At 65.0% G+C, this 16181-nt stretch carries 14 protein-coding genes; 10 read left to right on the plus strand and 4 right to left on the minus strand.

Annotated features, from left to right (window positions below; translation table 11 throughout):
- The first annotated feature begins 44 nt into the window (after positions 1-44).
- Together lexA and X268_RS16595 are read left to right on the plus strand one after the other, a co-directional pair.
- Complete coding sequence (gene lexA, locus X268_RS16590; protein ID WP_128925941.1) at positions 45-746, plus strand: transcriptional repressor LexA; 702 nt, start codon at positions 45-47, stop codon at positions 744-746.
- Positions 747-1307: 561 nt separating this feature from the next.
- Entirely contained in the window at positions 1308-1742 is a 435-nt protein-coding gene (locus X268_RS16595; RefSeq protein WP_128925942.1) for a hypothetical protein, read from the plus strand.
- A gap of 123 nt (positions 1743-1865) precedes the next feature.
- Here X268_RS16595 and X268_RS16600 read toward each other — a convergent pair whose 3' ends face one another.
- The 4 genes from X268_RS16600 to X268_RS16615 all read right to left on the minus strand — a co-directional run bounded on the left by X268_RS16600 (position 1866) and on the right by X268_RS16615 (position 6723).
- A complete protein-coding gene (locus X268_RS16600; RefSeq protein ID WP_128925943.1) occupies positions 1866-4142 on the minus strand; it encodes a ComEC/Rec2 family competence protein in 2277 nt (758 codons plus the stop codon).
- Between the two features lie 95 nt (positions 4143-4237).
- Positions 4238-4471: a DUF2171 domain-containing protein gene (locus X268_RS16605; protein WP_128925944.1), complete on the minus strand. Its 234-nt coding sequence runs from the start codon at positions 4469-4471 to the stop codon at positions 4238-4240.
- 183 nt (positions 4472-4654) lie between these two features.
- Positions 4655-5041 (minus strand): nuclear transport factor 2 family protein, encoded by a 387-nt coding sequence (locus tag X268_RS16610; protein WP_128925945.1) that lies wholly within the window; start codon positions 5039-5041, stop codon positions 4655-4657.
- Positions 5042-5046: 5 nt separating this feature from the next.
- Complete coding sequence (locus X268_RS16615; protein WP_128925946.1) at positions 5047-6723, minus strand: glutamine--tRNA ligase/YqeY domain fusion protein; 1677 nt, start codon at positions 6721-6723, stop codon at positions 5047-5049.
- Between the two features lie 167 nt (positions 6724-6890).
- Here X268_RS16615 and gltX point away from each other — a divergent pair, with 167 nt between their 5' ends.
- The 8 genes from gltX (at position 6891) to X268_RS16655 (ending at position 16171) form a co-directional block, all read left to right on the plus strand.
- Positions 6891-8318 carry a glutamate--tRNA ligase gene (gene gltX, locus X268_RS16620; protein ID WP_128925947.1) on the plus strand — a complete coding sequence of 476 codons (1428 nt, stop codon included), beginning with the start codon at positions 6891-6893 and terminating at the stop codon, positions 8316-8318.
- Between the two features lie 146 nt (positions 8319-8464).
- Positions 8465-9769 (plus strand): citrate synthase, encoded by a 1305-nt coding sequence (gene gltA / locus X268_RS16625; protein WP_128925948.1) that lies wholly within the window; start codon positions 8465-8467, stop codon positions 9767-9769.
- Between the two features lie 224 nt (positions 9770-9993).
- The gene (locus X268_RS16630; protein WP_208764443.1) at positions 9994-11172 is read left to right on the plus strand and encodes an ROK family transcriptional regulator; all 1179 of its coding nucleotides are present in this window, start codon (positions 9994-9996) and stop codon (positions 11170-11172) included.
- A gap of 58 nt (positions 11173-11230) precedes the next feature.
- On the plus strand, positions 11231-12517 hold the full coding sequence (locus X268_RS16635) for an ABC transporter substrate-binding protein (RefSeq protein WP_128925950.1): 1287 nt from the start codon (positions 11231-11233) through the stop codon (positions 12515-12517).
- Between the two features lie 14 nt (positions 12518-12531).
- Entirely contained in the window at positions 12532-13437 is a 906-nt protein-coding gene (locus tag X268_RS16640) for a carbohydrate ABC transporter permease (RefSeq protein WP_128929291.1), read from the plus strand.
- A complete protein-coding gene (locus X268_RS16645; protein ID WP_164937772.1) occupies positions 13430-14287 on the plus strand; it encodes a carbohydrate ABC transporter permease in 858 nt (285 codons plus the stop codon). Before X268_RS16640 ends, X268_RS16645 begins: the two co-directional genes overlap by 8 nt.
- 10 nt (positions 14288-14297) lie before the next feature.
- Positions 14298-15407, plus strand: coding sequence for an ABC transporter ATP-binding protein (locus X268_RS16650; RefSeq protein ID WP_128925952.1), 1110 nt, complete (start codon positions 14298-14300; stop codon positions 15405-15407).
- Positions 15404-16171, plus strand: a complete 768-nt coding sequence (locus tag X268_RS16655; RefSeq protein WP_128925953.1) for an SDR family NAD(P)-dependent oxidoreductase — start codon at positions 15404-15406, stop codon at positions 16169-16171. The genes X268_RS16650 and X268_RS16655 overlap by 4 nt, the downstream gene beginning before the upstream one ends.
- The last annotated feature ends 10 nt before the right edge of the window (positions 16172-16181 follow it).

Below are 16181 nucleotides of genomic sequence, written 5' to 3' on the forward strand. Positions count from 1 at the left end.
CCGTCTCGGAATCGAACGACATCAACCGGGGGACTTTGGTCGAGATGTTAACGCGCAAACAATACGAGCTTCTGCGGTTCATCAGCGAACGTTTGAAGGAAAGCGGCGTGCCGCCCTCCTTCGACGAGATGAAGGATGCGCTCGACCTGCGCTCGAAGTCAGGCATCCACCGCCTGATCACCGCACTCGAGGAGCGCGGCTTCATCCGCCGCCTGCCCAACCGCGCCCGCGCCATCGAAGTGATCAAGCTGCCGGAGCTCCAGGCGGCCGCCGGCAACCGACGCGGCTTCACGCCAAGCGTCATCGAAGGCAATCTCGGCAAGGTGCGCGCGAGCACCAGCCCGCCCGCTGACGAGGGCGAGCGGCCCGTGGCGGTGCCAGTGATGGGCCGCATCGCGGCCGGCACGCCGATCGAGGCGCTACAGACCCGAAGCCACACCATCAGCGTGCCGCCTGACATGCTCGGCTCGGGCGAGCATTACGCACTCGAAGTGCGCGGCGATTCCATGGTCGAGGCCGGTATCCTCGACGGTGACATGGCGCTGATCCAGCGCAACGAGAGCGCCGACACCGGCGACATCGTTGTGGCGCTGATCGATGACGAGGAGGCCACGCTCAAGCGCTTCCGCCGCCGCGGCGCCTCAATCGCCCTCGAGCCCGCCAATGCCGCTTATGAAGTACGCATCCTGCCGCCGAACCGCGTGAAGATTCAGGGCAAGCTGATCGGACTTTACCGGAAGTACTGATTTGCGGACGCACTCGGTACAGGAACATCCGGCGCCTTGCGCGCCTTCGATCGGTACGCCGATCAGATATTGGAGCGGACGGATGTCCGCTCCGGCTGGATAGTCTTTCTGGTTCTGCACAGATTATCCGGCCCCTCCTCCACGGCCACGTCCTCAGCGGATCGCACGAGACAGCATCGCGTCACGGCCTCCGCGTTGGAGGGGACAGGCAAGTGCGTATCGCTTGAGTGCCGCTGTGACCGCCGCTGGTCGCACCACCGGCAGGCGGTTGCCGCGCAACCGCATCGTCATGTCTGCAACGCCCGGCGCAATGCAATTGCGCAGCACCGCAATCGTGCTGGCGATGCAGGCGTCGCGTTTGCCAGCCGTTGACACGTGCCGGCCAAATGCGCGGCAGCGGGCTTTGTTCCTAGCGAATCCGGGAAAGTTAATGTGATCGCGGCGCGCAGATCACAGCCGCAGATTCGCCTTCAACCAAGCAGAGCTTTGCGTCCTTACTCTGACAGAGGCCTGTGCCTCCAAGAGAGGTGCGGGTCGCTTTCTTCGCATGAGGAGCACCCGATGTGTGACTATAGCCTGCATGCCGTCGCGACGCGCCCCGCGGAAGTCGGCGAGACGATCGTCACGACCACGTTCCGCGGCACCTCGACACGCGGCTTCGCCTCCGAAGCCGATCTCTCCGTTGCGGTCTGCCTGCTTCCAGGAACGGAGCTCGCCTTCGCCGACAACGTCCGTTACGACAACCGCTGGATCTGGACGCGCACCGTCAATTCCCGCGTCGGCAAGTTCGGCAAGATCGATCCGCACATTCCCGACCGCCATCACGACGCGATCGAATTCCCTGACGGCAAATACGTGCTGGTGACGCAGCTCGTCGAAGGCCAGCGTGCGACCGTGCTGCAGCTGCCGGTGACCCAGCCGGTCGGCGAGCGCGAGCACAAGCCGCAGAGCATCGCCGACAGCCGGCCGCCGGTCACGCGTCTGCCGATCGGCTGACGCCGCCCCGGCCGCAAGGTCGAGGCTAAGGAAATGCCGTCGCCGGCCGAGGCCGGCGAGATGGTATGGCTTGCGTCTCACGGAATCCCATCGGACCGTCCCCCTTTCCCCTCCCCTCCATCCTCAATCGTCGGCCTGCAAGTCGGTCTCCGTTGGCGTTGCGTCGCGGTTGCGGGGAGCCGTCCTCGGCGCAAGACTGCCGTCGAACTCGCCTTCGCCGGCACCGGCCGGCAACCACGGGCGGTTGGTGCCTCTCGCCCTCACCGCCTGGACGGAAAATCCGTCACCACGCGGCGTGAGCGCCAGCGCGCCCTGGCGAACCAGCCGCTGCCGATCCACCACCATCGCCGCGCAATCGGGCGGCGCGGGCCGTGACGTCACCACCAAGGCGGCGCGGCTGCAATCGTCCGCCAACGCATCGATGCGCAAGGCCAGCGCGACCAGCCGCCCGTCGGCGAGCGGCGTGACGCAGCCGGCCTCGTCGCACGATATACCGTCGGCCAGCGCGCTACTGCCGGCATCGCGCGGATCGGCGTCGGCCGCCAACCACTCCCTCAGCAGGAAATTGTCCTTCCCAGCCCTGATCAGGTGCAAACGCCCGTCCCCGCCCCGCACCGCGACGCTCGCGCCGTCCCCGGCAATCAGGACATCGGGCTGCCGCACCGAAAGGCCCCAGGCGATCGAAGCCAGCAGAACCACGGCACCGGCCCAGCGCAAGGGCGTGCGCAACAGGCCCATCACGATGATGCCGAGGCTCGCTCCGACCAGCGGCGCAATACTGAACGCGGGGATGTGGCCGACCGCGCCCGGCAAGGCCGCCACCCAGCGCGAGACCGCAACCATCCAGTCGATGCCCAATCCCATCAGCCACCAGAACGCGCCATCGAGCCCGAACGGCGCAGCCAGCAATCCCAACAGTCCGGCCGGCATCACCAGTGCAGAGACCACCGGCATCGCACCGAGATTGGCGAGCACGCCGTAAGGCGTGACCCGATGGAAATGGAAGGCGGCGTAGGGCGTGGTCGCAAGCCCCGCGATCAGCGAGGCCAGGAACAACATCGCGATCTCGCGGCCGCCCCACAGCGCGACGCGCGCTGTCGCCGAATGGTCGGGCGAGGCAAGCAGGTTCGGCATGCCGATCTGCACCAGCGCCACCAGCCCGAGCGTTGCTGCAAACGACATCTGGAAGCTCGGATGCACCAGCGCCTCCGGCGCGACCGCGAGCACGATCAGCGCCGCCACGGCCAGCGTACGGAAGGTGATGGCGCGCCGATCGACCATGACCGCGATCAGCACCACCGCCGTCATGAAGAACGATCTTTGCGTGGCGACCTCCGCGCCCGAGAGCAGAAGATAGAACGCCGCCGCAACCAGCGCCGCGGCCGCCGACCATTTCTTGATGGGAAAGCCGACGGCGAGACCCGGGATCAGCGCCAGCAGCGCGCGCACCGCGAAGAACACGACGCCGGCGACGACGGCCATGTGGTAGCCCGAGATCGAAAGCACGTGGCCGAGCCCCGAGACGAACATGGCATCGTTGACGGGCGTGGAAATCGCATCGCGCCGCCCGGTGAGCAGCGCTGTCGCGATCGCGCGGTCGTCGCCCTCGAGCGTGGCTCGGATGCGGGCGTCGATCGCATCGCGTAGGCCCTGCATGAAGGCGGCGTAGCGCAGCCGCAGGCCTCCGGCGTCCGGCGGCACCGCAGCCGTGATCGCGCCCATCACGAAGCCGGAGGCGCCGATGCCCTGAAAGTACATATCGCGCGAAAAGTCGTAGCTGCCGGGGCGGACCGGCGAGAGCGGCGGCATCAGCCGCGCCCTGAGTTGCACGAAGCTGCCGACCTCCGGCGCGGTGCCCTTACGCACGGACAGGCGGACCCGATCGAGCTTGACGTCGCTGCGCTGCGCCTCCATGGCGGTGACGCGCAGCACGAAGCGATCGGTGCGCTCGCGGATGTCGCGCGTCTCGACGAAGCCCGACAGGGACACTGAATAGAGCGGCTTGGCCAGCACGTTGTGCGCGATGCGCGCGGTCTTCCAGGTCGCCACGGCAACCCCCGCCGCGATCGCCGCGATCATGATCGCCGGCGCAAACAGCCGGCTCCGCCGCAACAGGATCGCGCCGAGCAGGGGCGCGCCCGCCGTGGTCGCAACAAGCCACAGCACAGGCTCATGATCGGCAGCAAAATAGAGCGCAATGCCGCCGCCGAAGGCGACCGGCACCCACGGCAACAGCCGCCCGGGGCCGGCCTCGGCGCGGACCCATTCGCGCAGCGTCTCGACGATCGCCGGCCAGAGGCCCAAGCCCGCCGGCGCAAAGCCGCCGGCTGGCGCAGCGCGGCCGACCGGCCACGTCCCGGCAACTCCCTGGGAGCGTAGTGGCCGGCTCGGCTCCGTCATTCCCCTGCACCTTACGCGACGTGGTCAGCGCCGAGGCTACCGGAACGTGCAGGCAGACGAATAGCGGCACAAATCAGGAACGAAGAGAGAGCGCTCTACTTTTCCTCTTCCATCGTCACGGCAACGTCCGCCTTGGCGGACAGCCGCACCTTGTTGCCTTCGACGTCGGCAACCAGGCCCTTGTCGATGAAATGATGGTGCCCCTTGTGGCTGCCCTCGCCGCTGTCCTTCTTGGTCAGCTTGATGCGGTTGCCCTCGACGCGATCGACGGTGCCGACATGGACGCCGTCGGCGCCGATGACTTCCATATGCTCTGCGATGTTCTGCATGGTGGGTTCCTTGTTGGACCCACTCCAACGCGCAGGAACGAGGTTCGTTCTCGCCCTCGGGAATGACGATGCCGTGTGCTGCCTAAAACGCGATGAGATTTAGATGAATCGTCATCGCGCTTTAGGTTGTTGTTTGCGCATGATCTTTCCGGAAAACCGCTGCGCACTTTTCCGGATCGTGCTTTAGATCAGCGGTGCCTGCGACGAGGCATGATGATTGACGATCTTCCAGTCACCGTCCTCGCGGATGATGACCCAGCTCATCTTGACGACGAGATCGTCCCGCTCGCCGGCGAGATCGAATGAGATGGTCGCAGCCATGTTGATCAGATCAGGACCGACCTGCGTTGCGTTCACCTCGGAGAACACGGCGCTCGGCCTGCGCCAGCGCGGCAGGCCGTTGAAATAGTCGGCGACCCCGTCTCTGTCCCGATAGAGCTTTGGGTTCGAGCCGAAGAAGAACGCGTTCTTCGCATAGAGCGATGACAGCTCGGCCGCATCGAGCGCAGCAAAGCCGGCGCACCATTTCGCGATGATGGCGGAAACGATGGCGTCGGCTTCATTGCTCATGCCCGTCAACCCTTCGCGACTTCCTTCGCGAAGGTGTCGCGCAGGCCGATGGTGCGCGAAAACACCGGCTTGCCGGGCGTCGAGTCCTTGTCGCGCACGAAATAGCCCTGGCGCTCGAACTGCATCGGCTCGGTCGAGTTGCTCTCGGCCACCGATGCCTCGATCCGGGCATCGCTGAGGATCTCCAGCGAGTTCGGATTGAGATCGGCCGCGAAGTTTTGGGCGTCCGGGCTCGGATTGGCGAACAGTTGATTGTAGATGCGGATCTCCGCGGGCTTCGACGTCGCCGCCGGCAGCCAGTGCATGGTCGCCTTGACCTTGCGGCCGTCGGGGGCATTGCCGCCCTTGGTCGCGGGGTCGTAGGTGCAGCGCAGCTCCACCACCTCGCCGGCGTCGTTCTTGATCACGCCGGTGCACTTGACGAAATAGGCGTAGCGCAGCCGTACCTCGTTGCCCGGCGACAGGCGGAAGAACTTCTTCGGCGGGTTCTCCATGAAGTCGTCCTGCTCGATATAGAGCTCGCGGCCGAACGTGATCTTTCGCGTGCCCGCCGAGGGATCGTCGGGGTGGTTGATCGCCTCGAGCTCCTCGGTCTGTCCTTCCGGATAATTCTCGATCACGACCTTGAGCGGCCTCAAGACCGCCATGCGGCGCTGCGCGGTGCGGTTCAGCTCCTCGCGGATGCAGAATTCGAGCATGCCGACATCGACCACGCTGTTGGCTTTGGCAACGCCGATGCGCTTGACGAATTCGCGAAGAGCCGCCGGCGGCACGCCGCGGCGACGCATGCCAGCCATGGTGGGCATCCGCGGATCGTCCCAGCCGGCGACGTGGCCATCGCGGACGAGCTGGGTCAGCACGCGCTTGGATAGCAGCGTGTAAGTCAAATTGAGCCGCGCGAACTCGTACTGGTGCGGCTGTGACGGCACCGGCAGCTTCTCGATGAACCAGTCATAGAGCGGCCGGTGGTCCTCGAACTCCAGCGTGCAGATCGAGTGCGTGATGCCCTCGATCGCGTCCGACTGGCCGTGCGCATAATCGTAGCTCGGATAAATGTGCCACTTGGTCCCGGTGCGCGGATGGTGCGCATGCAGGATGCGGTACAGCACGGGATCGCGCAGGTTGATATTGCCGGCGGCCATGTCGATCTTGGCCCGCAGCACGCGTGCACCGTTGGGGAATTCGCCCGCCTTCATACGACGGAACAGGTCGAGGTTCTCCTCCACGCTGCGGTCGCGGAACGGCGAGTTCTTGCCCGGCTCCGTCAGCGTGCCGCGCGAGGAGCGGATCTCCTCCTGGGTCTGGTCGTCGACATAGGCGAGCCCGTCGCGGATCAGCTTCTCCGCCCATTCGTACAGGCGGTCGAAATAGTCGGAGGCGAAGAACAGGTTCTCGCCCCAATCGAAGCCGAGCCAGCGCACGTCGGCCTGGATGGAATCGATGTATTCCTGCTCCTCCTTGACCGGATTGGTGTCGTCGAAACGCAAATGGCAGCGGCCCGGAAACTCCTGGGCGATGCCGAAGTTGAGTGCGATCGACTTGGCGTGGCCGATATGCAGGTAGCCGTTCGGCTCCGGCGGGAACCGGGTCACGATCTCCCTGTACTTGCCCTGATCGAGGTCGGCCTGGATGATGTCACGAATGAAATCGCGCCCAACCTCAGCTGCCACCGGTTCTGTCATTACGAAAATCCTGTCGGGAAATCAGCGGTCCTTCTGCCAAATTCGGGAGGCTGAGCCAAGAGCCTAAGCAAGAGCTTGAGCAAGGCCGGGCAGGTCCGCCGCCGGGCTTTAGTTATGTCCCGTTCCTGCTATACACCACCGCCTCCAATGCATAGGCCCTGCCAAGAATGACCGATTCCGTCGTGACCCGCTTCGCCCCCTCGCCGACCGGCTTCCTCCATATCGGCGGCGCCCGCACGGCGCTGTTCAACTGGCTCTATGCGAAGAAGCACGGCGGCAAGATGCTGCTGCGGATCGAGGACACCGACCGGGAGCGCTCCACGGAGGCTGCGATCGGCGCCATCCTCGACGGGCTGAAATGGCTCGAGCTCGGCTGGGACGGCGAGGTCATCTACCAGTTCGCCCGCGCCGCGCGCCACCGCGAGGTCGCCGAGCAGCTGCTCGCCGACGGCAAGGCCTATCGCTGCTACGCCACCGCCGAGGAGCTCGCCGCCATGCGCGAGAAGGCGCGCGCAGAGGGCCGCACCCGCCTCTATGACGGCATGTGGCGCGACCGCGATCCCGCGACGGCCCCAAGCGACGTCAAGCCGACCATCCGCCTGCGCGCGCCGCAGACCGGTGAGACCGTGATCGAGGATCAGGTTCAAGGCCGCGTGGTCTGGCAGAACGAGAACCTCGACGACCTCGTGCTGCTGCGCGGCGACGGCAACCCGACCTACATGCTCGCCGTGGTGGTCGACGACCACGACATGGGCGTCACCCATGTGATCCGCGGCGACGACCACCTGATCAATGCCGCCCGCCAGAAGCAGATCTACGACGCGATGGGCTGGACCCTGCCGAGCATGTCCCACATTCCCCTGATCCACGGCCCGGACGGCTCGAAGCTCTCGAAGCGCCACGGCGCGCTCGGCGTCGATGCCTACCGCGCCATGGGATACCTCCCGGCGGCGCTGCGCAACTACCTCGTCCGGCTCGGCTGGAGCCACGGCGACCAGGAGATCTTCTCGACCGAGGAGATGATCGCAGCCTTCGACCTCGCCAGCGTCGGCCGCGCCGCCGCCCGCTTCGATTTCGCCAAGCTGGAAACCCTCAACGGCCACTACATCCGCCACGCCGACAATCAATCACTCGTGAAGATGTTCGAGGACGTCTTGGATCACGTCGTGCCCAGCCGCGACGAGATTAAGGCCAAATTAAACGACACCACGCGCGCTCAGCTTCTCAAGGCCATGCCGGCCCTGAAAGAGCGCGCCAAGACGCTGATCGAGCTGATCGACGGCGCCTATTTCATCTTCGCCGACCGGCCGCTGCAGCTCGATCCCAAGGCGCAGGCGCTGCTGACGCAGGAGAACCGCAAGCTGATCGGCCAGCTTCATTCCGCGCTGGAGAAAGTCGAGACGTGGAGCGGCGCCACCACTGAAGCCGCATTGCGCAGTTTTGCCGAGGAAAATAGTCTCAAGCTCGGCGCGGTTGCCCAGCCCTTGCGGGCGGCGCTGACCGGACGGACGACGTCGCCTGGCATATTTGAGGTTTTGGACGTCCTTGGACGCCAGGAGAGCCTCGGCCGGCTTAAGGATCAGTCTACGACGTAAGTCGACCATGCGTGCGCTGATCTTGCAGCGCACATAGCAATAATATACCCATCTCCCCCGTACCTTCTGGAACATCCGGTCTGCCCCCATTATCCGCCTCGGGGGCTCCGGCTCCGGCCCGTTTCACCATACATCGGGGACCTCTGATGGACGCAAAACCAAGCCCAAAGACCGCTACGCTGACGGTCGGAAACAAGAACTACGATCTCCCGATCCACAGCGGCAGCGTCGGGCCTGATGTCATCGATATCGGCAAGCTCTACGGCCAGTCGGGGCTGTTCACCTATGATCCCGGCTTCACCTCCACCGCGAGCTGCCAGTCCAAGATCACCTATATCGATGGCGACGCGGGCGTGCTGGAATACCGCGGCTATCCGATCGAGCAGCTCGCCGAGCACGGGGACTTCCTCGAGACCTGCTATCTCCTGCTTTACGGGAACCTGCCGACCGCCGCGCAGAAGAAGGATTTCGACGACCGCGTGACCCATCACACGATGGTGCACGAGCAGATGGCTCGCTTCTTCCAGGGCTTCCGCCGCGACGCCCATCCGATGGCCATCATGGTCGCCGCCGTCGGCGCGCTCGCCGCGTTCTATCACGACAGCACCGACATCAACGATCCGAAGCAGCGCATGATTGCATCCATGCGCATGATCGCGAAGATCCCGACGCTCGCGGCGATGGCCTACAAGTACACGGTCGGCCAGCCCTTCATTTATCCGAAGAACTCGCTGTCGTTCTCCGAGAACTTCCTCAACATGTGCTTCGCCGTTCCGTGCGAGGACTACAAGATCAACCCGGTGCTTGCTGACGCGCTGGACAAGATCTTCATCCTGCACGCCGACCACGAGCAGAACGCCTCGACCTCGACGGTGCGCATCGCCGGCTCGTCCGGTGCCAACCCGTTCGCCTGCATCGCCGCCGGCATCGCTTGCCTCTGGGGCCCGGCGCATGGCGGCGCCAACGAAGCCGCGCTCGCGATGCTGGCCGAGATCGGCACCGTGGACAAGATTCCCGAATTCATCGCCAAGGTGAAGGACAAGAACTCCGAAGTCCGCCTGATGGGCTTCGGTCACCGCGTCTACAAGAACTACGATCCGCGCGCCAAGATCATGCAGAAGATGTGTCACGCCGTGCTCAAGGAGACCGGCCATGGCGACGATCCGATGCTGAAGGTGGCGATGGAGCTGGAGAAGATCGCGCTCAGCGACCAGTACTTCATCGACCGCAAGCTCTATCCGAACGTCGACTTCTATTCAGGCATCACGCTGAAGGCGATGGGCTTCCCGGTCTCGATGTTCACCGTGCTGTTCGCGGTCGCACGCACCGTCGGCTGGATCAGCCAGTGGAGCGAAATGATCGAGGACCCGCAGCAAAAGATCGGTCGTCCGCGCCAGCTCTACACCGGCGTCCCCCGCCGCGACTACGTCGCGATGAAGGATCGCAAGTAAGATCTGACGGAAATACTCCAACAGAACGGCGCCATCGCAAGATGGCGCCGTTTTTCTTTGCGCAAACGCCGTAGGGGGGCAAAGCGCAGCGTGCCCACCACCTATCCGCGACACGACACGCTTGCTGCCGCGCACAACAACAAGTCGGCGCCTCACCCAGCCGAACGCTTGACAGCCGAAATGCTCCGCGCGCATTCTTACACTAAGTAAGAATGACGATAGGGATGGACATGCCGGAGCAGCCGAGAAGTCGGCGGCAGACACGCGCTGCCATTTTGACCCATCTGCTTCAGTCGGGCGGCTCGTTTCGTCCACCTCTGGCCAAGGCCGTGCGCCTGTCGGAAGCGAGCCTGTCGCGCATCCTGTTCGACCTGAAGGCCGAAGGCCTGATCGAGGAGGTGCGGCGCCCTGCCCCTTATGTCGGCGGCCCGACCGGTCTCGTGTCGCTCGACGGCGCGGTGGCGCTTGCGGCCTTCGAGCTGACGGCTCAGCATCTCTGCGTCGGCGTCGGCGGGCTGTCGGGACAGTTGCACTATACCGAGCGTGTGCCGCTGCCGAAGACGCCGAGCGCCGAGACCGTCGGCCGGGCATTTCGCGAAGCCATGACCTTACTGCGCGACTGGGCGCGGCGCCGTCGGATCGCGCTCGCGCAGATCGGCGTCTCCATTCCCGGCCTCGGCCGCCTGAGCATATCGGCCAATCCGATCATCCCCTGCGACGTCGGCTGCATCGGCGAGATGTTCGCCGAGATGTTCGCCGACGTGCCGCTCGAGTTCACCAATTCGGTCGTCGCGCACGCCACCTTTCATCGCTGCCGCACTGAGAATTATCCGTTCAACGACACGCATCTGTTCGTGCTCGTCAGCCATGGCGTGGCCGGCGCGTGGATGGATGATCCGGCCGAGACCGATGCGCTGCAACCGATCGAGCTCGGCCACATGGTGTTCGGGCCTGGGGGACCGCGCTGCCGCTGCGGACATCATGGCTGCGTCGAGGCCTACGCGTCGATTCCCGCCCTGGCCGAGCTGCTCGGCGTTTCCGAAACCGAGCTGCTTCGGCTCGGCAACGAATGGGTGAACACGATCCCGATCTCATCGCGCGTGCGGCAGGAGTTGCGCCGGCGGCTATTCCGGCTTTGCCTTTCGATCGGCAACACGCTGAACGTGAAGCCGTGTGGTGGCGTTGCGATCAGCGGCTGGCCGTCGCTGCTCGCCGACGATGATCGCAAGGCCATCATCGAAGGAATCGATGCCTGCCTGCTCGGCGGACGCAAATTGGCGCAAGTGTCCATCGCCTTCGTGCCGTCGTCGACGGGCAACGATCCGCAGGCCGCGCTTGCCTTCGCCGCCTTTTGTCTCGCCAGCCGTGGCGGCCTGCCAACGGCAACGACGGAGGCTGCCTGACATGCGCTGAACCAGCACGTCCACACGCGCGAAAGATTTCACACCGGGAGGAACTGCCATGCCGATCACAATAACAAGGCGTCGTCTGCTCGCTGGATCCGTTGCCACGCTCGCGCTGCCAGCCTTTGCCCGCGCGCAAGGCGCGGTCAAGCCGCGCCTGACCGCGATCTCGCAATGGTCCGCGGGCAGCGATGGTGCGGCCATCACCGCGCTCGGCAAGAAGTTCGAGGAGAAGGGCGGCGTCTGGCAGCACTCGCCCGTTCCCGGCTTCACCACCGAGATGATGAACAAGCTGCGCGCCCAGATCATGGCGGGCGATCCACCGGCCTGCTCGCAGCTCAAGGGGCCCGAGATTGCAGCCTGGTCGAAGATCGCCCCAACCGTCGATCTCGACGCCGTCGTCGCTGCCGCGGGCTACGAGAAGGTCGTCGCGCCGGACCTTGCGAAGTTGCACAAGCCGGGCGGGAAATGGATTGCACTTCCCTTGCAGATCTACAGCACCAACATGCTGTTCCTGTCCAAACGCGCCATGGACAAGGCCAAGGCCGACAAAATTCCGGTCACCTGGGCAGACTTCAACGACCTCGCGGAGAAGATGAAGGCGGGCGGCGTCCCCTATCCCATCGCCAACGGCGGCACCCGCCCGGACGACGGGCAGAAATTCGAGGCCGCTCTCGCCGGCATCAGTCCGCTCGCCTATCGGGCCGCCATCATGAACCTTGAGAAGAAGGCGCTGGAGGGTGCCGAGATCAAGGCAGCATTCGCGCAGGTGCGCAAGATCGCCGATTGGATGGACCCCAATGTCGGCGCCCAGCACTTCTCGACCAATTTGAAGCGCTTCGTCGACGGCGATATGGGCATGATGATCATGGGCGGCTGGGCGCAGGGCGTGTTGCGCAACGCCGGCTTCAAGTTCGAGGACTTCACGATCGCGCCGGGCCCCTGCGACAACGGCAAGCCGGTCTTCCTGCTCAATGCCGATGCTTTCATCTTCTGGCAGCGCAAGGAGGCTGACCTGCAAGCCGGCCAGACGCTGATGGCCCAGCTGGTCATGGATCCGGCGATCCAGACTATGTACTCGCAGATCACGGGGTCGATCCCCGTTCGCACCGATGTCGATCTGTCCGGCGAAGGCTGGTCGGACGGTCAGCGCACCACCGCTAAGGCCCTGAAGGACGCCATTGCCGGCAACCAGGCCGTCCTCAGCATGGCGCACAACATGGCGCAGGAAAACGGCATGACAGCTGCGATGATCGACGTGATCACCGAGTATGTGAAGAACAAGACGATCAAGCCCGAGCAGGCGGCGACCCGCCTCGCTGAGGCCGTCGAGGGCGCGCGTTGAGCAATGCCGCGGCGATGAGACTGGGCCGGCCGGCGCTTCCTGAATGGGTGCGCCGGCTGCCCGAAGTTCTGATGATCTGGGTGCCGCTGCTGTTGTCCGCGGCGCACCTTGTGTCGTTCTCGCTGTGGACGATCTGGATCTCGTTCACGCCGTCCACGCTCGTTCCTGTCTCGGGCTGGGTGGGCTTGCGCAATTACACGGCGGTCACGGCATCGCGGAACTGGCAGATCGCCTTCGACAATCTGTTGCTGTTCGGCTGCGCTTTCGTGGTGTTGAGCGCCGCGACCGGCCTCATCCTTGCGATCCTGCTCGATCAGCGCATTCGCGGCGAGAATTTGCTGCGGTCGATCTTCCTTTATCCTCTCGCGGTGTCGTTCGTGGTCACCGGCACGGTCTGGAGCTGGCTGCTCAACCCCGGCCTCGGGATTCAGAAGCTGGTCCACGATCTCGGCTGGACCTCGTTCAAGTTCGACTGGCTGATCGACCGCGACATGGCGATCTGGACCATCGTCGTCGCCGCGATCTGGCAGTCTTCCGGCTTTGCCATGGCGCTCTTTCTTGCCGGCCTTCGCTCCGTCGACGCCGACATCATCAAGGCCGCACAGATCGACGGCGCCGGACCGGTCCGGATCTACCGGCGCATCATTCTACCCTCGCTTTGGCCGATCACCGTGACCGTCGTCGTGATCCAGCTGCAGTTCGCGATTTCGACATTCGATCTCGTCCGCGCCCTCACCAATGGCGGACCTGGAATTGCGACCCAGCTGCCCGCCCTCGTCGTTTACGACCTGATGTTCCAGCGTAGCCTGCTCGGTCGGGGTGCGGCGGCGGCCGTGCTGATGCTGCTCATTCTTCTGGCGGTGCTGCTGCCCTATGCGGGGTGGCGTTATGTTCAGCGACGGCGGGCCCTCCATGCGTGAGCGCAGCTTCGCCCCGAGCCGGATCTTCATCTATCTCGCCGTCGCACTGATCGCCGCGGCTTGGCTCGCGCCGCTCGCCGTCGTCGTGCTGAACTCGCTCCGCACCAATGAGGAGATCGCGCAGGGCTCGATGATCGGGTGGCCGCAACATCTGGCCTGGAGCAACTACGCCGCCGCGTGGAGCGGCTTCTGCGTTGCCGAAACCTGCGCCGGCATCCGCCCCTATATGCTGAACTCCGCGCTCGTCACGATCCCTGCGACGATCTTCTCGACCTTGCTCGGCGCGATCGCCGGCTACGCGGTGTCGCTCTGGCGTTTTCGCGGCGACAATTGGATCTACGGAATCGTGACGCTTGGGCTCTTCCTGCCTCAGCAGATGCGCCTCTTGCCCTGGACCATCGTGCTGCGGGACATCGGTCTCATCAACACGCTGGCCGGCCTCGTGCTGATCCACACCATCCAGGGGCTCTCTTTCACCACCCTGTTCTGCCGCAACTATTACGTCGCCATCCCCCATGAATTGATCAGGGCCGCGCGGATCGACGGCGCCGGGTTCTTCCGTATTTTCTGGCGCATCATCCTGCCGCTCTCCGGGCCGATCCTGATCGTCACGGTGATCTGGCAGTTCACGCATATCTGGAACGAATTCCTTTATGGCGTGACGTTCACCACCGGCCAGCAGCAGCCCGTCACGGCGGCCCTCATCGCGCTATCGGCCGCCGTCGCCGACATCCCGCAGCATGGCGTGCAGAGCGCAGCAGTGATCATCGCCGCGCTCCCGACGCTGCTGATCTATCTCCTCGGCGGCAAGTACTTCGTCCGCGGCCTGACTGCCGGGGCCGTGAAATGATGGAGTTGTCATGGCAGCACTGAGCATTCGCGCCCTGTCCAAGCGCTACGCCAATCTGGAGGTGCTGAAGGACATCGCGCTCGACATCGAGAGCGGCGAATTCACCGTATTGGTCGGCCCCTCCGGCTGCGGCAAGTCCACGCTGCTCAACATCGTCGCCGGCCTCGACCGCCCGAGCGCGGGGACGGTCGAGATCGGCGGGCGCGTCGTCAACGATGTCGCGCCGAAGGACCGCGACATCGCCATGGTGTTTCAGTCCTACGCGCTTTATCCGTCCATGACGGTGCGTCAGAACATCACCTTCGGCATGGAATGCCGCCACGTGCCCAAGGCCGAGCAGGACAAGGCGGTCGCGAATGTCGCCAAGTTGCTCCAGATCGAGCCGCTGCTCGGCCGCAAACCTTCGCAATTGTCCGGCGGCCAACGCCAGCGCGTGGCAATGGGCCGCGCGTTGGTGCGCGATCCCCTGCTCTTCCTGTTCGACGAGCCCCTCTCCAATCTCGACGCCAAGCTGCGGGTGGAGATGCGAATGGAAATCAAGCGGCTGCACCAGCGCATCGGCGCCACCATCGTCTACGTCACCCACGACCAGATCGAGGCGATGACGATGGCGACACGGATCGCCGTGATGCATCAGGGCCGCGTGCAACAATTCGCCGACCCCGATACCGTGTACCGCTATCCGGCCAATCTGTTCGTCGCCCGGTTCATGGGCTCGCCCCCGATGAACACGATACCGGCTCGGCTTGAGACCGACAATGACGCCCTGGTGGTCGTGATCGGCGCGGGTCGGCCCGATGAGATCCGTCTGCGCCTGAGAGACTATGACGGCGCAGGGTCGTTTGTCGGCCGCGACGTGGTGTTCGGGATCAGGCCGGAATGCATTGCCGAAGGCAGCCGCGCGTTTTCAGGAGAGGCGCCTGTCCTCGTCGAGGCGCGGGTGGAGATGGTCGAGCCGACCGGCGCCGAGACCATGGTGTCGTTGCGGCTCGGGGGCGAGCCAGCAATGGCGCGCGTCTCGCCGGATATCCGCCCCCACCTCGGCGCGTCCGCCTCTTTCGCGCTCGACACCCGGCGCATCTGCCTGTTCGACCCCGTGACGGAGCGACTGATCGCATGACCCAGACGAGCTATGCCGGCCTCGCGGACCGCGTGGTGCTGATCACCGGTGGCGCCAGCGGCATCGGTGCCGCGTTCGTGCGCGCCTTCGCCGCCCAGCGCGCCCGCGTCGCGTTCCTCGATATCGACCAGCCGGCCGGCAAGGCGCTGGCCTCGGAGGTCGCGGCCGCATGCGGGACGGCACCGCTTTTCGTGCCGTGCGATCTTCTCGACATCGACGCCTTGCGCGCCGCTCTGGCGCAGGTCCAGCGCTCGCTCGGTGACGCCGCGGTGCTCGTCAACAATGCCGCCAACGACCAGCGCCAGGTGCTGGCGGAGGTAACGCCGGCCGAATTCGACTGGATGACCGGCGTCAACTTCAAGCACGTCTTCTTTGTTGCGCAAGCGGTGGTGCCGCAGATGCAGGCGCGCGGTGGCGGCTCGATCATCAACATGTCGTCGATCGCCTGGATGCGCGGCGCACCGGCGCTGCCGGTCTACGCCGGGGCGAAGGCGGCCATCGTCGGTTTCACCAATTCGCTGGCCCGGCTGGTCGGCCCCGACCGCATCCGCGTCAACGCGATCGCGCCCGGCATGGTCGTCACCGAGCGGCAGCGCCGGCTATGGTATCCAGACGAGCAGGTCATCAGCGAGATGCGCTCGCGCCAGGCCGTTCCGGATGCGGTGACGCCCGAGGATATCGCGAATATGGCGCTGTTCCTCGCCTCCGACGAAAGCCAGCGCATTACCGGCCAGTGTTTTCGGGTGGATGCCGGACTTGCCTGATCTCGTAAGG

The organism is Bradyrhizobium guangxiense, assembly GCF_004114915.1.
Lineage (GTDB): Bacteria > Pseudomonadota > Alphaproteobacteria > Rhizobiales > Xanthobacteraceae > Bradyrhizobium > Bradyrhizobium guangxiense.